The sequence below is a fragment of the Candidatus Krumholzibacteriota bacterium genome (genome assembly GCA_016931295.1).
GTDB lineage: Bacteria > Krumholzibacteriota > Krumholzibacteriia > Krumholzibacteriales > Krumholzibacteriaceae > JAFGEZ01.
On record JAFGEZ010000004.1, the window covers coordinates 119,576 to 138,957 of the forward strand.

Consider the following 19,382-nt stretch of genomic DNA (forward strand, 5'->3'; position numbering starts at 1 on the left):
GCGTCATGTGGAAGGTGCTGCTGCAGGAATTCTTCCATGACCTGAAGACGCAGAGGATGCGCGTCTTCCTCACCGTCTCGGCGGTCGTCTGGGGGACGATGTGCGTGGTGCTCCTGCTCGCCTTCGGGTTCGGGCTCAAGGCGCGGATGTACGAGGGACAGCGCAACGCGCGCGACCGGGTCGTGCGCGTCTGGGGCGGCGAGACGTCGAAGGCATGGCAGGGGCTCCCCGAGGGCCGCAACGTCTATCTCCACGTCGAGGACATCCGCCTGCTCCGGGAGAGCCTGCCACTCGTCGGCAAGATCACGCCGAGCCAGGGCAAGTACGTGCGCGTCCGCTGCGGCGACAACCGGACCACCTCTTTCTGCGAGGGGGTCGGCACGGCCTTCGGCGAGCTCCGTCACATGTTCCCGCAGGCGGGAGGGCGGTTCCTCAGCGACGTCGACATCCTCGAGCAGCGGCGCGTCGTCTTCATCGGCGACGAGATCGCCACGGAGCTCTTCGGCGACACGGACCCGATCGGCGGCACGATCGAGGTCGACGACAGCCCCTTCACCGTCGTCGGCGTCATGGAGCCGAAAGTACAGCTCGGGATGAACGAGGGGCCCGATTCGCGGCGCGTCGTCATGCCCTACACGACCTTCTCGACCGTCTTCAACCGCGACTGGCTGCGGCTCATCCACATCCGCCCGGCCGACCTGCGGCGCTCGCAGGAGCTCGTGCGGGGGATCCGCGACGTCCTCAGCCGGAAATACCGTTTCGATCCCGAGGACGAATACGCGATCAGGATCTACGACGACATCGAGCTCGAGCGGGAGGTCGTCGGCAAGATCTATCTCGGGCTCAACATCTTCTTCGGTGTGATCGGCGGTCTCACCTTGATCATCGCGGGGGTGGGCGTGGCGAACATCATGTACGTCGTCGTCAGGGAGCGCACGCGGGAGCTCGGCGTGCGGCGCGCCGTCGGCGCGAAGAAACGGCACATCATCTCGATGTACGTCGGCGAGTCCTTCCTCATCACCGGGGGAGGCGGCGTGGTGGGGGTGCTGATCTCGCTGGGGATCATCGGCCTCGTCTCGCTCGCGCCCCTGGACAGCGGCGTGCTGAAATACATGGGCCACCCGATCTTCTCGTGGCCGATCGCCGTCGTCACCGTCTCGATCCTCGTGGCGATCTCGCTGCTGGCGGGAATCTTCCCCGCGCGGCAGGCCGCGGAGGTCGACCCGGTGGTGGCCCTGCACTACGAATAGCCTCGGCGGGGGGCTGCCGGTTTAGTCAGTGTGGCTAAAACCCGGAACGCTCAGCCCACGGCAGTTCCCCCGCCGTCTTTCCCCTTCAGGATATCGAGGAGACGCGCGATCAGGCCCCTCTCGAGGGCGCCCGAGAGCTTGCCTGCGACGACGCCGAAGGTCTCCTCGTCGCGCACGCGCACATCGATCGTGAAGGCGCCCCCCTCGAGATCGGGCGGCGCGTGGACCGATGCCCCCGCTGGAAGGCCGATCTCGGCGGCGGCCGCGGCGAACGAGGCGATCTCCGCCTCGAGCGCGGGGCGGGCGGCGCGGCGGAGCGCGGCGGAAAGCGTTCCGCCGGCGGGATCGAAGGCTTCGGCGAAGGCGGCGAGGGCGCCGGGCCCGCCGTCGGCGAGATCGAGGAGGAGGCCCACCGCCTCGCGCCGCCGCCCCGCGTTCAGCCGCGCGGCCCCGAGGAGCCGGGCCGCGGCCGCCGTCTCGCCGGGCCCGGCGAGCGGATGGCCGGCGAGGCGGAGGAGATCGCCCGGCGAGAGGGCGCCCTCGTGCAGGAGATCGAGGATGTCCCCGTCCATGCCGAGGAGCGCCACGAGACGCTCCGCGTGGTTCGTGGAGAGGGCGCGGCCGAAGAGGGCCGCGGCGCCGCCGGGAAGGTCTCCGGGCGGCACGCCGGCGAATCGCGCGATGCGGTCGAGGGCGGTGATCCGCTCGAGCTCGGAGAGGGGCGCGCCGAGAGGGGCCGAGGCGAGGCGGAGCCGGGCGATCGCGGCCCTGCCGGTTTCGCCGGGCAGGACGAGCGCGTCGATCGCGCCGATCCCCGCCGCGGCGGCAGCCGCGACGCGGCGGAAGCCGTCGACGACCATCGGCCCGCCGCCTGCGGTCGAGACGAGAAGGGGAGGCTGGATGATGCCGTCGGCGGAGATCGACCGGACGAGGCCGTCCTCCGCCGGGGCGCCCTGCTCGCCGGGCAGGCGCCGGCGGATGCGGAGCGGGGCCGCCGATCCGGTGCCGATCCCGCGGGGATCGAGGCGGACGAGCACGCGTTCCGGGCCGGCCGTGTTGCCGCCGCTCATCGCGTTCTCCCGCCGGCGCGTTTCGCTCTCGCGGCCCGCGTCGCCGTCCTCGCCGTCTTGCGTTTCGCCTTCGCCCTGTCGCGCCCGCCGGTTGCGGCCGCGGGGGGCGCGCCGCCCGTCGCCGCGGAGGGGCACCGCCCGCGCACGGCGCATGCCCCGCAATCCGGGCGGCGCGCCGTGCAGACGGCCCGGCCGTGGCTCTTGAGGTAGAAGGAAAGCCAGCGCCAGTCGCTTTTCGGGAAGAGGGAAGCGAGATCGGCCTCGATACGGTCGGGATTCGTCTCCGCCGTCCAGCCGAGGCGGCGGGCGAGGCGGATCACGTGGGTGTCCACGACGACACCGACGACCGTGTCGAAGCCATGCTGGAGGATCGCGTTCGCCGACTTGCGGGCGATCCCCGGCAGGCGGAGGAGCTCCTCCATCGTGCCGGGCACCGTCCCGCCGTGCTCCTCGACGATCATGCGGCAGGCGCCCCGGATCGACGCGGCCTTGTTGCGGTAGAAGCCGGTCGGGCGGACCGCCTCCTCGATCTCCGCGGCCGGGGCGCCGGCGAAGGCGCGGGCGTCGGGGAAGCGACGGAAGAGGGCCGGGGTCACCTCGTTGACCTTGTCGTCGGTGCACTGGGCCGAGAGGATCGTCGCCACGAGGAGCTCGAGCGGGCCGTCGAAATCGAGGTAGTGCCTGGGTTCGGGGTAGAGCTTCTTCAGCGCGGCGAGCGTGGCGCGCGCGTGTCGTGCGTTCATCGGAACCTCCCGGGGCCGAGTGTAGCGCCGGACCGTCCACCGCGTCAACGGCCGCCGCCCGCCGCCCGGCGCGCGCCGCGCCCGCGAACACCCGCCGCCCGCCGCGCCCGCGAACACCCGCCGCCCGCCGCGCCCCCACGCGGCGCCCTCCCCCGGCGAGATCGGCTCCGGCGCACGATCGCCGCGCGGGAACTCCGCCGCCCCGGAAGCGTATAACCGTCCGGTCCCGCGCCTGCTTGCATTTTTCCGGGGCCGGAGGTATATTGCGCGCATGAAAACAGCGAGAAGCGCCATCGTCCAGCTCGCCGCGGTCTCGATCATCGGGACCGTCGTCGCGTTCACCTTCAACGCCTTTTCCGTCAACGGGATAAATCCCCTGCGGAAGACGGTCGACGTGCCGGTCGTCGAGAACGGAGAGGCGCCGGCGGAGATCGACGCGATCCGGCGGATCACGCTCGAGGAGTTCCGCGCCTTCCGCGATGGGGGCGGCATCGTGATCGACGCCCGCACCCCCGACGAGTACGAGGCGGGCCACGTCCCCGGCGCCGTCCTCCTCGACTACTTCGAGATGGGCTACTACCTCGAGGAGGTCCTGGCCCTCCTCACGCCGGGTGACGAGGTGGCCATCTACTGCACGAGCTTCGACTGCGAGGACTCCGAGCTTCTCGCCCGCGAGCTCTACGCGATGGGATACCACCACCTGCTCGTCTACAGGGGCGGGTTCATGGAGTGGGAAACATCGGGACTCGACATCGAGAGGGGGATGTGACATGAACGGCGCGTCCCTCGGACGGCCCGGCGCGGGACTGGCCGGCGATCTCTTCGCCGCGGGCGAGCCGCGCGGGAGCATGCCCCTGCTCTGGCACCCGGCGACGGTCCTGGTTGTCCGTCTCATCCTGGCGGCCGTCTTCGTCTACGCCGCCGTGCAGAAGATCGGCAAGCCCCTTCTCTTCGCCGACGAGATCGCCATGTACAGGGTCCTCGACCGCGGGCTCCTCGTCTACACGATGGCGATCGTCCTGCCCTGGGTCGAGCTTTTCTGCGGGATCTCGCTCGTGACGGGGCTCTTCATGCGCGGGTCGGCCCTGATCCTCGCCCTGCTCAACCTGATGTTCATCGGCGTCATCGCCTTCCGCACGGCGGGCATCATGCGCGCGGAGGGAACGCCCTTCATGGAAATCTTCTTCGACTGCGGATGCGGCTTCGGCGTGACCTACGCGTGGAAGAAGCTCATCGAGGATTTTTTGCTCCTCGCCGCCTCCCTCGTCGTCCTTTTCGCCCCCGCCTACCGATGGGTCGTGTACGCACGGAGAAAGGACCGGCCATGACGAACGCGCGCGCCCTCGCTCTCGCCGCCTGCCTGCTCGCGATCGCGGCAGCCCCGGCCGCGGCCGAGCGGATCGACGCGGGCGATCACGAGATCGGCGTGATCCTCGGCGAGCCGTCGGGGCTGTCGTACAAGTACTGGACTGCCTGGAACGCGGCGGTCGACTTCGGGCTCGCCTGGTCCTTCGGCAACGACGGGAACGTCCACATCCACGCCGACTACCTCCTGCACAACTTCGATTTCTTCGAGGACGACCTCGAGAACTTCCCCCTCTACGCGGGGATCGGCGGGCGCGTCCGCCTCGATGACGACGCGCGGATCGGCCTGCGGATCGTCGTCGGCGCGGAGTACATCCTCGAGGACACGCCGCTCGCCTTCTTCTTCGAGATCGCGCCGATCCTCGATTTCGCCCCCGAGACCGAGGCGGACGTCAACGGCGGCCTCGGGCTGCGGTACGTCTTCTGACGGCGCCCGGCGGGGGGATTCGTCGATGCGCCGGGTGCGCCGCCGCGCCCTCGACGCGTGTTCTTCTTTCCGGAAAATCTCCGGAAAACAGGCTTGCGGTGGGGAACTACATGCAATATTGTGACATATGATCCACCGGGCGGGGAGCCGCCGGCGCACGAACGACGAAAGAGAGAATACGTGAACAACGAGAACACCGCAGCGAAGAAGAGACCGAGCTACGCCTACACCGGCTCCGAGAAGCCGCTCATCGGCGAGACGATCGGCGACATGCTCGCCCGCGTCGCGGCCCGCTACCCCGGCAACGACGCCCTCGTCAACGTGCCGGACGGCCGCCGCTGGACCTACGGGGAATTCTACGCCGTCTGCCGGCAAGCGGCGAAGGCCTTCATGGCCCTCGGCGTCGAACGGGGCGACCGCGTCGCGATCTGGGCGACGAACCACCCCGAGTGGGTCATCACCCAGTTCGCCACGGCACTCTGCGGGGCGATCCTCGTGACGGTCAATCCCGCCTACCGTACCCACGAGCTCAAGTACGGCCTCGAGAACTCCGAGACGCAGACCCTCGTCCTCGTTCCCGCCTTCAAGAGCTCCGACTACGTCGGGATGCTCTGCGAGGTGGCCCCCGAGATCCCGTCGAGCGAGCCGGGGAAGATCGAGTCGGCGGCCCTTCCCCTCCTGCGCAACGTCATCCTGATCGGCGAGAGCCGCCCGGGGATGTTCTCCTGGGAGGAGTTCCTCGCCCTCGGCGACGGCGTCGACGACGCCGCGCTCGATAAGCGCGCGGCCGGGCTCGACATCGACGACGTCATCAACGTGCAGTACACCTCGGGAACGACGGGGCTTCCGAAGGGGGCGAGTCTCACCCATCACAACATCCTCAACAACGGCTTCTACGTGGGCGAGACGATGCGCTTCACCGAGGCCGACCGCCTCTGCATCCCCGTGCCCTTCTACCACTGTTTCGGGATGGTCCTCTCCAACCTCGCCTGCGTCACCCACGGCGCGACGATGGTCATCCCGGCCGAGTACTTCGACCCGAAGGCCGTCCTCGACGCCGTCACCGCCGAGAAGTGCACGGCGCTGCACGGCGTGCCGACGATGTTCATCGCCGAGCTCGGCCACGAGGACTTCGCGTCGGCCGACTTCTCGACCCTCCGCACGGGGATCATGGCGGGCGCCCCCTGCCCCGTCGAGGTGATGAACCGGGTGAACCACGAGATGAACATGAGCGAGGTCACCATCGCCTACGGGCAGACCGAGACCTCGCCGGTGATCACGCAGACCCCCTTCGACGGGAGCCTCGAGCTGCGCACCTCGACGGTCGGCCCGCCGATGCCGCACACCGAGGTCAAGATCGTCGACCCGGAAACGGGGCATATCGTGCCGATCGGCGAGCAGGGCGAGCTTTGCTGCCGCGGTTACCAGGTGATGCGCGGCTACTACAACAACCCCGAGGCGACGTCCCGCGCGATCGACGCGGCCGGCTGGATCCACACCGGCGACCTCGCCGTCATGCGCGAGGACACGGCCTGCAAGATCACCGGCCGCATCAAGGACATGATCATCCGCGGCGGCGAGAACGTCTACCCGCGCGAGATCGAGGAGTTCCTCTACACCCACGAGAAGATCCGCGTGGCCCAGGTGTTCGGCGTGCCCGACGAGAAGTACGGCGAGGAGATCTGCGTCTGGATCCAGCTCGTCGAGGGCGAGTCGATGACCGACGAGGAGCTCAAGGCGTACTGCAAGGGCAAGATCGCCCACTACAAGATCCCCCGCTACGTCAAGATCACCGACGAGTTCCCGATGACCGTCACCGGCAAGATCCAGAAGTTCAGGATGCGGGAGATCTCCATCAGGGAGTTCGGCCTCGAGGGGGCCGCGGGGATCGAGACGGCCTGACGGCCGGCGTGAAATCGCTGCACGAAAAAACACGGGGCGGCCCCGGCGGGGCCGCCCCGTTCGCTAAATTTCTACAACGCCCTTCGAGCGATTTAATCTCGCCCAAGCCAGAGGAATGCCACATTCTGCGGCAGAACATTGAATCATTCTCCGCAAGACAAGCGGCATCCGTGATCCGCAAATAACACGTAAGATATTCTTTTTGATGTTCAAATATTCTGGCAACGGAATGGCTCGAACCTCTTGTTCATGTTTCCAGTGAGATGATTTAATTGTCAGAAGCCTAATATATTCGTCAAGTGATTTGGGGGCACAATCTAAAGCGGATACATCATCCACATATTCAATCTCGCGAATGTTTGGATTTCCATCAGGCAGGTTCACTTCGAAACAAAGTCCTTTATGACCATCGGCATAATGTGACCATAGCAAAGGGTGGTGAAAAGTTTTGGATAAACAGCATATCCTAATTTGCCCAAGCATAGCTTTGTGGACTTCTAGTTGAATTGCAGCTGCAATCTCCCTGTTCGGCGGGTCAGAATTTGATTCGGCGCCGATATATGGATCGAAGTTCAACCACCCCTCAAAAGGATCGTTGAGGTTTTCAGGGAAGGCGCCATAAAGCCGCTCATTGAACAATATATCTGCTATATGATCAAGTGGATCAATCCTCTTAAATTTATATAAAATCATAGTCGCTAAATACTGTTGTCGTTATATGTGTTTACAAAAAAGCACCTCCGGGATGCAAGCATCAGCAAGATCGAGCTCGCAGCGAAGGTGCCTTGGTAAGGTCGGGATTACGGTAACGCCGGGAAAATTTCCTGTCAACAATTTTTATATTATTTCTTTCTGTGGGCCGAAGGTTGACAGGCCTGAATATTTAATGCTATAATTGGTAATAGCAAGATCGAGCCCGCGGTGTTGGGAGGTTCCGGCAGCTTCGCTTCAGAACGTACAACAGTCCTTGCCGCGGCATAATCGTTTCCTTCCCAGAGAATGGAGAATGGTTATGCCGGCAAAGTATGGGTTTATTGCGCTTGTTGTAACCTTTTTCATTACCCTAATATTTTTTACCACGGAACGAGTATTATCTGAGCCCTCGCTCAGCAGTACCCATAAACTCGTACTGGTTTGTGTTTCAATAGGAGTAAGCATCAAACTTGTAAGGCTGATTTGGGAGGCGTTGAGAACCCTCGATTGAGTATTCGTGCCTATTTCTCCTTCTGTCGGCAATTGATTATTTCTTCGTTATTTCATGCTCAGTACTCGATCTTCCTGCCCAGCGAGATGCCGAGGGCCTCGGCGGCGAGAACGACCTGGCCGTCGGGGTCGACGCGCTTGAGGCGCCGCACGGCCCGCTCGATGGGGGCGTGCTCGATGTCGCGCCCCTTGAGGCAGACCATGTGCCCCGCGTGCCCCGCGGCGATGAGGTCGACGACGCCCACGCCGAAGCGGGTGGCGAGGACGCGGTCATAGGTCGTCGGCTTGCCGCCGCGCTGTAGGTGGCCGAGAACGGCCACGCGGCTCTCGAGGGAGGTGCTGTGGGAGATCCGCTCGGCCACCCACCGGGCGATCCCCCCGAGGCGGCCGGGGGTGCCGTCGGGCCCCGGCTCCTTCTCGTACATCTTGCGGCCGCCCTCGGGGTAGGCCCCCTCGGCGACGACGACGATGCTGAAGCGGCTCCCCTTCTTCTTGCGGGCGTGGATGTGCTCGCAGACGAAATCGAGGTCGAAGGGGATCTCGGGGATGAGGATCGCGTCGGCGCCGCCGGCGATCCCCGCCTCGAGGGCGATCCAGCCGCAGTCGCGTCCCATCACCTCGAGGACGAGGACGCGGTGGTGGCTCTCGGCCGTCGTGTGCAGCTTGTCGATGGCGTCGGTGGCGCAGTCGACGGCGCTGTTGTAGCCGAAGGTGACGTCGGTGACCTCGAGGTCGTTGTCGATCGTCTTCGGCACGCCGACCACCGGCACGCCCTGCTCGTGGATCGCCTGGGCGATCTTCATCGTGCCGTCGCCGCCGACGGCGATGAGGCAGTCGAGCTTCATCTTCTTCGCGTTTTGGACGATCTCGCCGGTGACGTCCTCGTAGACGATGATCCCGTCTTTCTTCACGGGGTAGTCGAGGGGGTTGCCGCGGTTGGAGGTGCCGAGGATCGTCCCGCCGCGGATCTGCAGGCCCCGGACGTCCTTCATCGTGAGCTTGCCGGCCGCGCCGGCGAGGAGGCCGTCGAAGCCGTCCCGGATCCCCCAGACCTCCCAGTTGTGCTTGAGGGTCGCCGAGCGGACGACCCCGCGGATCACCGAGTTGAGGCCGGGGCAGTCGCCGCCGCCGGTGAGGATGCCGATCCGCTTCACCTGTTTCGGGTCGAAGCCCGTCGCCCGGTTTTTCTCCTTCGTCTTCGTCTTTCGCGAGGTTTTCGCTGCAGCCATCGCCGTCGTTCCTTTCGTCGTTCCGTATGATCGTGCCGGTGAGCCGCCGGCGGCCTGCCGCCGTCTGACCCCATGCTACCGTATTCGGCGCCGGGAGGCAAACATGGAGAAGAAAAGCGCGCAGACGCAGCGGCGGGCGCCCGGACGCTTGACCCCCCGGTGCGAATCTGCTATCGTTCCGGCTCGGAGCGTTTCGTAATCGGTTGACTTCACGATGAGTAACGGACCGTACACATTCCCGGAGGTAGCGGCATGAAGCGATTCGTCATCCTCGCCGTCATCCTGGCCGTCGCCCTGGCGGCGGGCTGCTCGAAGAAGGAGCCGGAAAAGGCGAAGACGGGCACCGAGCAGGTCAAGGCGGGCACCCAGACGAGCCTGCTCGACCCGGTGAGCAAGAAGCCCGTCGACATCCTCTCCACGCCCTACTCCTACGAGTACGACGGCGTGATGTACCACTTCGAGTCGCAGAAGAACCTCGACGACTTCAGGAAGGACCCGGCGAAGTACGTGAAGAACTAGCGGACGCACCGTCCGCGGGCGCCGCGCCGGCGCCCGCGCAGCCGGGCCCGCCCCTCCGTGCATTTTGCACGGACGTTGCGGATCGAGAGACGAACGCCCCCCGCCCGGGGGGCGTTTTCGTTTCCCGTCGTTCCTTCCGGTTCCCCGACGTTCCCCCACGTTCCCCATCCGTCTGGCCCCGCTGAACTCCCGTTCCGACAAGCGGTTGCCGTGTTTCCTGGGACCTTCGTCCCCTGCCGGGCCTATGCACGCGGGACGGAAGTCCCGTTTCTTGGCTCGCCGCTTGCCGACTTGCGCTCCCCGAAGGAGTGGCCTCGCCGAGGCGGGGCCTGATGGACAGGAGTCGAAACGGGAGGATTGTTCATGAGAAGGAGTCTCTCGATCGTGGTGCTCCTTCTCGTCGTGACGGCCGGCGCGTCGTCCGCGTTCGCCGGGGGCCCCGCCCTCGTCGGCGACATGGCGGCGCACAAGATCGTTCTGAACGACGAGAAGGGCGAGGTCGCGGTACCGGCCGAGCAGGTCTACCCCGAGGACGTGGTGGAGTACACGCTCCGCTATCGCAACTCGGGCGACGCCCCCGCAGCGGGGGTCGCGCTCGTCGGTCCCGTCCCGCAGGGCACCGACTACCTCGACCGGACCGCCACCGATGTCGACGGGCTGCGCCCGATCTTCAGCATCGACGACGGCAAGACGTACAGCGAGGCCCCGGTCACGTACGTGGTTCTCACGAAGGACGGCGGGGAGGAACGCCGCGAGGCGACCCCCGACATGTACACGCACGTGAAATGGGTCATGGGCAACGCGCTCGATGTCGGCGGCGAGGTAACGGTCACCTACCGCGTGCGGGTGAAGTGACCGAGACGATTCCCGGCGATACCTGATCACGCCCGCCGGCGGCGCACGGGGGAGCCCGCGCGCCCGAACGGGCAGAAAAGGATGGTGGTTGTACATGATGAACCGACGGTTCCTGCCGGTCATCGCGGTCCTCGCCGTGCTCGTCGCGGCCTCGACCGCCTGGGCGCAGACGCCCGCCGGCACGACGATCCGCAACCAGGCCTCGGCCACGTTCGAGGACATGCTGGGGAACACCTACACGGCGACCTCGAACGAGGTTACCACGATCGTCCTGCCGGTCTTCGGCGTCTCGATCATCCCGGACGACTCGGGGGAGACCCCGCCCGTCACGCCGGCGCTGTCGCAGACGGCCATCCCCGGCCAGACGGTCTACTTCAGTTACACGCTGACCAACACGGGTAACGACAACGATTCGTACACGATCGAGCCGCTGCTCGACGGGGCGAACACGACGATGACCCTCGGCATCGGCGACATCACGGTCTACCACGACGCGAACGGCAACGGCGTCCTCGACGGCGGCGAGCCGGTCGTGGCGGCCGGCGGTCCGGGCCTGCTCGGCCCGATCGCGGCCGGCGCGTCGGCCAACCTGCTCGTCTCCTACCACGTGCCGGGCGTCGCCGCGGCGGGCGAGCTCGCCTACGTCGGCGTCCAGGCCACCTCGGCCGGGGACGCGGCGCAGGTCGACACCCGCAACTACGGCCTGACGACCGTCGTCTCCGACGCCACCCTGACCGCCGTGATGAGCGGTCTGCCGGCGAACGTCGATCCCGGCGCCACGGTGACCTACGCCATCAGCGGCGCGAACGTCGGCAACGACGTCGCCCACGGCGTCACCGTCGCCTCGGTCGGCCTGGCCGGCGTCCTCGTGTGGGACGTCCTCCCGGTCGATCCCACCACCGGCGATCCGCTGGCCCTTTCCGGCGCTCCCGCCGGCGCGCCCGCGGGTGGCACGGTCCTGTACCTGCCCGCCGGCAGCCCGACGGTCGGCTCGGCCGAGACGTGGGCATGGTCCGCGATCCCGGCGGCCGGCGACATCGCCATCGCCTACCTCACGAGCGGCGACATGGCGATCGGCCAGAACTACAACTTCACCTACGACCTCGTCGTGCCCCTGACGATGCCCGCGGGCATCATCAACAACAGCGGCGCGGTCGCCTTCGTCGACAACAACGCGGCGACCCCCGATCCGACGGTCGTCACGACGAACAACACGGTGGTCAACGTGAACGTCGTCGCCGACGTGCTCGTCGGCCCGGCGGGCGTCCCCGACGCGGGAACGGCCCCCCTGTATGACGACGATACGCAGGTTGTCGCCCTCGCGTACGCCGCCACGACGGTGAGCTTCACCAACACCGTGCGCAACGACGGCAACGCGACCGACGAGATCAACATCCTGCTCGACTCGTCGAGCTTCCCCGCCGGCTACACGGTGCAGTTCTACCGTTCCGACGGCGTCACGCCGCTCGGCGACACGGGCACCGACGGGATCCCCGACGTGGGGCTCGTCAACCCCGGCGACACGCGCGACTTCATCGTCCGCGTGGCGATTCCCGGCAACGCCGCGGCCGGCGGCCCCTACGACGCGGTCGTCCGCGCCGTCTCGGCCAACGACGCGACCGTGTCGAACCTCACCACCGACGAGATCACCGCGGTGAGCGCCGCCTCCGTCGATATCGGCAACTACGACGGCGGCGCCGGCACAAACAACGCCCCGGTGAACATGAGCACCGACCCGGGCCTGAACGTCGACTTCCCGCTCGACGTGATCAACACGGGCGGATCGGGCGACAGCTACGCCCTCTCCTCCACCGTGCCGGCCGGCTGGACGGTCGTCTGGTACCTGGACACGAACGGCAACGGCGTGCTCGATCTTCCCGAGCTCACCCCGATCGCCGCGGTCGGCCCGGTCGCCGCGGGGAGCGAGGTCAATCTCATCGCCCGCGTGGCCGTGCCCGCCGGCGAGGTTCCCGGCGTCTTCCCGACGACCTTCCGGGCCACCTCGGCGGCCAACCCGGCCGTCTTCGACGAGATCGCCAACACGGTCACCGTGAACACGGCGGCCTCGGTCGCGATCGTGCCCGACCGGAACGGCACCGCCACCGCGGGCGGAACGATCCGCTACCAGCACACCGTGACCAACACGGGCAACGTCGACGATACGTTCCTGCTGAGCGCGGCGAGCTCCAACGCGTGGAGCTACGCCTTCTTCGATCTCGCCAACAACCCGATCGCCTCCGTCGTTCTCCTGGCCGGAGCGAGCCAGGACGTCGTGGTCCAGATCTCGATCCCCGGCGGCGTCGCCACCGGTACGGTCGAGACGGGGACCATCACCGTCACCGGCTCCGGCACCGGAGCGACCGACAACGCGCTCGACGTGACGACGATCGTCGCCGGCAACCTCGTGCTCAACAAGTCGGTGAACCCGTCCGGAGACCAGGCGCCGGGCACCGAGCTCACCTATCGGACCGACTACTCCAACGTCGGCACCGCCGACCTCACCACGATCGTCGTGTACGACGCCATCCCCGCGTGGACGCAGTATCGCGTCGGCTCGGCCGCGGCCGGGACGCTCGCGCCCGGGATCGCCGGCATCACGATCGAGTTCTCGGACGACGGCGGCGCGACGTGGACATACGTACCGGTCGACGGCGGCGGCGGCGCCCCCGCGGGCTTCGACGCCGACCTGACCAACGTTCGCTGGATCCTGAACGGCACCCTCGCCGGCGGTGACGGCACCGCGGACGGCGTGAGCTTCGTCGTGAGGATCGTCGCGGAATAACCCTCCGCATGGCGTGGCGGGGCCGGCCCGGCCGGCCCCGCCGACGCCAGCAGCGGGAGGGGGATACCCGGGCGGGGGATCCTTCTCCCTTCGGTGGCGCCTCGCGCAGGCGCCGGAGAAACGGACATGAGAGAGAGACAACCAGGCATCTGAAACGATCGACAGGATCCGGTACGGATCACGTTCTGATCGGCGAGGCGGCGCCGTGACGAGAGAGAGACGCACAAGGCGGACGGTACTCGACGGGAACGCGGGGATGGCCCTCCTGCTGTTCCTGGTGGTCGCGGTCCGCCTTTTCGCGTGCCCGGCGCCCGCCGGCGCCCAGGTCGCCCCCGCCGGTGCCGTCGTCTCGAGCGCCTCCACCGCCACCTACCGCCTCGGCGAGGGGGAGCTCACCGCCCGCTCCAACGAGATCGCCTTCCACGTGCTGCCCGTCTTCGGGCCGCTGCTTTTCCCCGACGGCACCGCCGCCGCTCCCGCCGCCACGGGGCGCGCCTTCGCCGGGGAGACCGTCTTCTTTTCCTTCACGCTGGCCAACGCGGGAAACGCCGCCGACCGCTTCGATCTCGCCGTCGACTGCGCGAGCCCCTCCGCCTTCGTCCCCGCCGCGACAGTCGTCTATCTCGACGCCGACCGGGACAGCGTCCTCGACCCCGGCGAGACCGCCGTCACCTCGATCGGACCGCTCGGCATCGGCGAGGAGGCCGCCATCCTCCTCGCGGCGACGTTACCGGCGGGTCTCACGGGCGACGAGCGGTGCCATCTCGACCTGCGTGCCAGATCGCGTGGGGACACGAGCCTCGTCGACGCGGGAAACGTCGTCCGCATCGAGGCCCGCCGCGAGGCGCGCGTGCCGATCCTGCTCGCCGCCGACGTCGACGCCGTCCTGCCGGGGGAGGAGATCCGTTACACGATCGCCTTCGAGAACGCCGGCGAACGCGCGGCGGCTGACGTCGTCGTGGCCGACTTCATCGACTACGGCGGGATGGGGCTCGGGACCGCCATCGTGCCCGGCTCCGTCTCGGCGACCCTTCCCGGCGTCGTCGAGTATCTCGACGCCGCCGATCTCGAGTGGACCGACGTCTCGCCGGCCGCCGGCGAGGTACGGGGCGTTCGCCTGCGCCTCGAGAGCCTTTCGCCGGGGGGCGCAGGCGAGCTCGCCTTCTCCGTGCGCGTCCGCGAAAACCGTGAGCGGGGGGAGGTGCTGAACGCCGCCACGATCGACTTCACCGGCGGCGATGCCCGCCTCTACACCCTCTCCTCGAACGAGACGGCCGTCCTCGTCGGCCCGGTGAGCGCCATTTTCGTCGGTCCCGCCGGTGATCCCGCCGCCGAGGGCGACGCCGACCGTGTCGTCGTCTCGATGACCGGCGCGGACAGCCTCTACACCTTCCGCCACGAGATCCTGAACGACGGCAACTTCGCCGACACCCTCGTCGTCGCCCTCGCCGACTCGGCCCTCGTCCCCGCCGGCTGGGAGGTCGTCTTCGTCGACTCGGCCGGCCTGCCGCTGCCGGCCCTCTCCGCCTTCACCGCCCGCGCCGGGGTCGTTCCGCGCGGCGAGACGAGCGTCGTGGGACTCCAGCTCGCCGCCTCTCCCGAGGCCTTCCGGCGCTTCGCCGGCCGCGAGCTGGCCTTCGATGTCGAGGCGCGGTCGATCGTGCCCGACGGCTCGCGCGACCGCGTGCGCGACGTGCTCGTCAAGACGGGTTTGCCGACGGTCTCGATCGTCCAGTCGATCCGCGAGCCGACGGCGATGGCGGGCGACATCGTCTCATTCATCGTCCTCGTCGAGAACCTCACCGACGAGACGGCCGTCGACAGCGTCATCGTCGTCGAGAACCTCTCGCCGGCCCTCGGCTGGGCGGGGGGAAGCGACGAGCCCGAGCGCCGGGGGAACGTCCTGCGCTTCCGTGTCGGCCGCCTCGAGCCGGGCGAGAAGCGCGAGATCGTCTTCCGCGCGATCGTCACGGCGGGGCAGGAGCGCGACCACATCGTCTCGAACGCCTGGGCGTACGGCGTCACCGAACTCGGCGAGCGGATCGCCGACGGCCCCGCCGCCGCCTCGGTCCGCGTCGTGGAGGGGATCTTCACCCGCCGCGGGACGATCCTCGGGTGCGTCTTCCTCGACGCCGACGCGGACGGCCGCAGAGGCGGGGAGGAGCGCGGTCTCGCCGGGGCCGCCGTCTTCATCGAGGACGGCACCCGCGCCGTCACGGACTCGGCCGGGCTCTACTCGATCCCCGGCGTGCTCGAGGGCACGCATGTCGTTCGGCTCGACCCCTCGTCGATCCCCGATTCGCTGGCCGCCGCCTCGGCCGGCTATTTCGGGCTCGGCGAGGAGGGCGAGCTCATCCTGACTCTCGCCCCATCCGGCAGCCGCCGGGCGGATTTCCCCGTCGTCGATCCGTCGACAGAGCGCGGGGAAGCGGCCTTCGCCGCCATCGAAGGCAACGCCCAGGCGGCCGCCGGGGGCGGGGGACGGGACGCGCCGGTCGCCGACTCGACGTCGGTGGCCGGTCGCCGGACGACAGGCGCGCCCCCGGGCGGAACCGGACCGGAGTGGACGGAGACCACCGGGTTCGAGGCCCTCACGATCTCGAGCGCGCAGTTCGCGCCGGGGAGCGCCGATCTCGAGGACATCCCCCTCCGGGAGATCGCCGCGCTCGGCCTCTGGCTGCGCGAACACGACGGCTGGAGCGTGCTCGTCGAGGGGCACACCGACAGCATCCCGATCTCGACCGCCGAGTTCCCCTCGAACTTCGTGCTCTCGGTGGGACGCGCGCGGGCCGTGGCGCAGATCCTCCTGATGAACGGCATCCCCGAGGATCGCGTGGACTTCACCGGTCACGGTCCGCGTCGGCCGGTGGCCCCGAACGACACCCCCGAGGGGCGCGCCAGCAACCGGCGCGTCGAGATCACCGCCGTGCCGCCATCCGGGTACGCGGGAGAGGATCCCGGGCTGCCGGCCATCCTCGCCGCCCCGGACACCACGACCTTCTCTCTCGCCGACGACTCGGGCGTCTGCGAGGAAATCGTCCGGCCCGACGAGGGACGGCTCTTCCACACGCGGGACGCCATCGACGTGGAGCTCTCCGCGCCCCTCACCGCCGAGGTCGATCTCTACGTCAACAACGTGCCGGTCGGCCGGGAGAAGATCGGGCAGAAGCGGATCGACGTCGGCACGCGGACGCTCGGGCTCGTCTACCACGACGTCAAAATCGCCCCCGGGCGGAACGACATCCTCGTGGTCGTCCGCCGGCCCGGCGCGGAGCAGACGACCTGCGTGCGGCGGGTCTGGCTCGCCGGCCGGCCCGCCGGGATCGTGCCGGAGCGCGAGCGGATCGCCGTTCCCGCCGACGGCAAGACCGCCCCCGAGCTCGTCTTTCTCGTGATGGACGAGCACGGCCTGCCGGTACGCGACGGGATCTTCCTCGACGTCGAGGGGCCCGGCGAGCTCGTCGCCGCCTGCGACGTCAACCCGCACCGGCCGGGGACGCAGGTGGCCACGTCGAAGGGGCGCGCCGTCGTGACGCTCCCGCCGATGCGCGGCGAGCGCCGCGAGAAGGTGCACGTCTCGCTCGACGCCCTCGAGAGCGGCTGCCGGGTGGCGTGGGAGGCGCCGCTCCGCGAGTGGTTCCTCCTCGGCTACGGCGAGGCGAGCGCGGGCTGGAGCGGTCTCGACGGCCGCATGCCGGTCAACACGGCCGAGCGCCTGCACGACGGCCTCTTCGCCGAGGGGAAGATCGCCCTCTTCGGGCAGGGGGAGGTGCGCAGCGGGCATCTCGCCACCGTCGCCCTCGACACGCGGCCGTACCGCGAGGACCGGCTCTTCGACACGATCGAGCCCGATCGCTACTATCCGCTCTACGGGGACGCGAGCGAGCTCGAGTACAACGCCGCCTCCAGGAGCGGCACCTACGCGCGGCTCGACCACGCGCGCTACACGGCGATGTTCGGCGATTTCAGGACGGGTCTCGGGCGCACCGAGTTCACCCGCTACCACCGCGCCTTCAACGGGCTGAGCGGCGAGGGACGCTTCGATCGCGGCCGGGTCGCCGGCTTCGTCACCCGCACCGACCAGTCGGTCCACCAGGAGGAGATCCCCGCCGACGGGACGAGCGGGTTCTACTTCCTCCGGCGCTACCCGCTCGTGGAGAACAGCGAGAAGATCCGTCTCGAGGTGCGCGATCGCTACCGGCCCGAGCGCGTCCTGCGCGTCGACGACAAGCAGCGGCACCGAGACTACGACATCAACTACCTCGACGGGACGATCCTCTTCAAGGAGCCCCTGCGTTCGACCGACGAGGACCTGAATCCCGTGACGATCGTCGTCTCCTACGAGTGCCGCGACGCGGAGGCGAACAACTTCATCTACGGGATGCGCGCCGAGGTGAGCCCCGCCGACAGCCTGCTCCTCGGCGTGACGGCGGTCCTCGAGGAGGAGGGGGAGGAGAACGCCTCCCTCGTCGGCTTCGACGTCGCCGGCCCGCTGCGGCCCGGCGTGCGCCTCGAGAGCGAGTACGCGCACAGCGAGACGTTCCTCCTCGGCGGCGCCGACGCCTTCCGCGCCCGGCTGCGCGGAAACCACGCGGAGGCGATCTCCTGGGAGGCGTACTTCCGCGACATCGACGGCAACTTCTTCAACCCCTCCTTCTCCGGCGGCAAGACCGAGCTCGGTTCCCGGAAGGTCGGCGGCCGGTTCGGCCTGCGCTTCGACCGCCGCCTCTCGATCGCCGCCTCGGGGTACGAGCACCGCTTCCGCGAGCGCGACGAGCGCCGGGGATACTGGGACCTCGTCGGCCGCTGGCGGGAGGGCGGCCTCCGGGCAGACCTCGGCCTTGCCGGGGCGTCGCACGGGGAGACGGGCGAGGGGACGCACGACGCGCTGCTTTTCCGCGCCGGCGCCGGCCTCGAGCGGGGCCGCATGAAGGGCGAGCTGCAGCTCGACCAGATCGTCGCGGGCGACGAGGTGGAGGAGTATCCGAACCGCCTCCAGGCGAAACTCTCCTGGAAACTGTGGCGCGGCCTCGCCGCCGATCTCCGCCACGAGTACCGCACCGGCGGGCGGAGCGGCACGCGCCACCTGACGCAGTTCGGCCTCGAGTCGCGGATCACCGACGATCTCAACGCCTTCAGCCGCTACCGCCTCGAGGGGGCGGCGGGCGGCGAGCGCGGGCAGGCGACGGTCGGGCTCGAGAACCGCTTCCGTCTCTCACCCGCCCTGACCGGCACCGTCTCGGCCGAGCGGCTCGCCACGGTGAGCGGCAAAGACGACGAGGATTTCCTCGCCGTCGCCACCGGCTGGGTCTGGACGCCGTCCGACGAGGCGGTCAAGCTCAAGGGCGACTACGAGATCCGCCTCGAGGAGTCGCGGCGGAAGCATCTCCTCAACCTCGCCGCGCTCCGCCGGCTCGGCGGCGGCTGGGCCGCGCTGGCGACGGGCGACCTCTGGTACGACGACGAGAACGACGGGGCCGACCGCATCAAGGGCAAGAGCACCCTCGGGCTCTCGATGCGGGCGGGCACGAGACCCCTCGTTTTCCTCGGCCTCGTGCGAACGAACTGGGAGAAGAACAGCCCCGCCCACCCCGACGCGGTCGACCGGGTCCTCGAGACCTCGATCGAGGCGAACTGGCGTCCCGTGCCGTGCTGGGAGATCGAGGGGAAGACGGCGGCCCGGTGGGTGGAGAACACCTTCAGGTCGTGGACGGCGAGTTCCTCCTCCTTCCTCTGGCAGGCGCACGTCGTCAGGACCTTCGGCCGGCGGTGGGACATCGGCGCCACCCTCCGCGTCGTGCACCAGGTCGAGACGGGCACCCTCCGCTGGGGCGGCGGGCTCGAGGCGGGACGGGTCCTCGCCGGGAACGTGTGGCTCGGGGCCGGGTACGATCTCGGCGGCCACCGAAACGACGACTCGCCGGACAACGATTTCACGCGGCACGGCTTCCACGTGACGCTCAAGATGAAATTCGACGAGAAGATCATGCGGTTATTCCACGGCATGTAGGGTGTGCCGCGACGGAACGGGAGCGAC

Annotated in this window: 13 protein-coding genes; 9 read left to right on the forward strand and 4 right to left on the reverse strand. The window is 68.5% G+C overall.

Features of this window, described 5'->3' with window-relative positions:
• The first annotated feature begins 5 nt into the window (after positions 1-5).
• The gene (locus JW876_02060; protein ID MBN1884294.1) at positions 6-1,250 is read left to right on the forward strand and encodes an ABC transporter permease; all 1,245 of its coding nucleotides are present in this window, start codon (positions 6-8) and stop codon (positions 1,248-1,250) included.
• Between the two features lie 50 nt (positions 1,251-1,300).
• On the opposite strand, the gene JW876_02065 is transcribed toward JW876_02060, so the two are convergent.
• Positions 1,301-2,320, reverse strand: coding sequence for a ParB N-terminal domain-containing protein (locus JW876_02065; protein ID MBN1884295.1), 1,020 nt, complete (start codon positions 2,318-2,320; stop codon positions 1,301-1,303).
• A complete protein-coding gene (gene nth / locus JW876_02070; protein ID MBN1884296.1) occupies positions 2,317-3,063 on the reverse strand; it encodes an endonuclease III in 747 nt (248 codons plus the stop codon). Before nth ends, JW876_02065 begins: the two co-directional genes overlap by 4 nt.
• A 271-nt stretch (positions 3,064-3,334) precedes the next feature.
• Between nth and JW876_02075 the strand changes: the two genes are divergently transcribed.
• The 4 genes from JW876_02075 to JW876_02090 all read left to right on the forward strand — a co-directional run bounded on the left by JW876_02075 (position 3,335) and on the right by JW876_02090 (position 6,757).
• Positions 3,335-3,832 carry a rhodanese-like domain-containing protein gene (locus JW876_02075; protein MBN1884297.1) on the forward strand — a complete coding sequence of 166 codons (498 nt, stop codon included), beginning with the start codon at positions 3,335-3,337 and terminating at the stop codon, positions 3,830-3,832.
• Position 3,833: 1 nt separating this feature from the next.
• Positions 3,834-4,391 carry a DoxX family membrane protein gene (locus tag JW876_02080; GenBank protein ID MBN1884298.1) on the forward strand — a complete coding sequence of 186 codons (558 nt, stop codon included), beginning with the start codon at positions 3,834-3,836 and terminating at the stop codon, positions 4,389-4,391.
• Entirely contained in the window at positions 4,388-4,855 is a 468-nt protein-coding gene (locus tag JW876_02085) for a hypothetical protein (GenBank protein ID MBN1884299.1), read from the forward strand. The genes JW876_02080 and JW876_02085 overlap by 4 nt, the downstream gene beginning before the upstream one ends.
• Positions 4,856-5,035: 180 nt before the next feature.
• Positions 5,036-6,757, forward strand: a complete 1,722-nt coding sequence (locus JW876_02090; GenBank protein MBN1884300.1) for an AMP-binding protein — start codon at positions 5,036-5,038, stop codon at positions 6,755-6,757.
• A gap of 63 nt (positions 6,758-6,820) precedes the next feature.
• Here the strand turns inward: JW876_02090 and JW876_02095 are convergent, their stop codons facing one another.
• The gene (locus JW876_02095; GenBank protein MBN1884301.1) at positions 6,821-7,396 is read right to left on the reverse strand and encodes a DUF2971 domain-containing protein; all 576 of its coding nucleotides are present in this window, start codon (positions 7,394-7,396) and stop codon (positions 6,821-6,823) included.
• A gap of 623 nt (positions 7,397-8,019) precedes the next feature.
• Positions 8,020-9,189, reverse strand: coding sequence for an ATP-dependent 6-phosphofructokinase (locus JW876_02100; protein MBN1884302.1), 1,170 nt, complete (start codon positions 9,187-9,189; stop codon positions 8,020-8,022).
• A 252-nt stretch (positions 9,190-9,441) separates the two neighbouring features.
• Between JW876_02100 and JW876_02105 the strand changes: the two genes are divergently transcribed.
• From JW876_02105 to JW876_02120, 4 genes are all read left to right on the forward strand, one after another.
• A complete protein-coding gene (locus tag JW876_02105; GenBank protein ID MBN1884303.1) occupies positions 9,442-9,708 on the forward strand; it encodes a YHS domain-containing protein in 267 nt (88 codons plus the stop codon).
• Between the two features lie 363 nt (positions 9,709-10,071).
• Entirely contained in the window at positions 10,072-10,563 is a 492-nt protein-coding gene (locus JW876_02110; protein MBN1884304.1) for a DUF11 domain-containing protein, read from the forward strand.
• A gap of 94 nt (positions 10,564-10,657) precedes the next feature.
• The gene (locus JW876_02115) at positions 10,658-13,345 is read left to right on the forward strand and encodes a hypothetical protein (GenBank protein MBN1884305.1); all 2,688 of its coding nucleotides are present in this window, start codon (positions 10,658-10,660) and stop codon (positions 13,343-13,345) included.
• A gap of 205 nt (positions 13,346-13,550) precedes the next feature.
• Entirely contained in the window at positions 13,551-19,355 is a 5,805-nt protein-coding gene (locus JW876_02120; protein MBN1884306.1) for an OmpA family protein, read from the forward strand.
• Positions 19,356-19,382: the final 27 nt, after the last annotated feature.

Bases quoted from the DNA above. Each gene is read 5' to 3' on its own strand.
- JW876_02060 (MBN1884294.1), top strand. From the start codon at position 6: ATGTGGAAGGTGCTGCTGCAGGAATTCTTCCATGACCTGAAGACGCAG.
- JW876_02065 (MBN1884295.1), bottom strand. From the start codon at position 2,320: ATGAGCGGCGGCAACACGGCCGGCCCGGAACGCGTGCTCGTCCGCCTC.
- nth (MBN1884296.1), bottom strand. From the start codon at position 3,063: ATGAACGCACGACACGCGCGCGCCACGCTCGCCGCGCTGAAGAAGCTC.
- JW876_02075 (MBN1884297.1), top strand. From the start codon at position 3,335: ATGAAAACAGCGAGAAGCGCCATCGTCCAGCTCGCCGCGGTCTCGATC.
- JW876_02080 (MBN1884298.1), top strand. From the start codon at position 3,834: ATGAACGGCGCGTCCCTCGGACGGCCCGGCGCGGGACTGGCCGGCGAT.
- JW876_02085 (MBN1884299.1), top strand. From the start codon at position 4,388: ATGACGAACGCGCGCGCCCTCGCTCTCGCCGCCTGCCTGCTCGCGATC.
- JW876_02100 (MBN1884302.1), bottom strand. From the start codon at position 9,189: ATGGCTGCAGCGAAAACCTCGCGAAAGACGAAGACGAAGGAGAAAAAC.
- JW876_02105 (MBN1884303.1), top strand. From the start codon at position 9,442: ATGAAGCGATTCGTCATCCTCGCCGTCATCCTGGCCGTCGCCCTGGCG.
- JW876_02110 (MBN1884304.1), top strand. From the start codon at position 10,072: ATGAGAAGGAGTCTCTCGATCGTGGTGCTCCTTCTCGTCGTGACGGCC.
- JW876_02115 (MBN1884305.1), top strand. From the start codon at position 10,658: ATGATGAACCGACGGTTCCTGCCGGTCATCGCGGTCCTCGCCGTGCTC.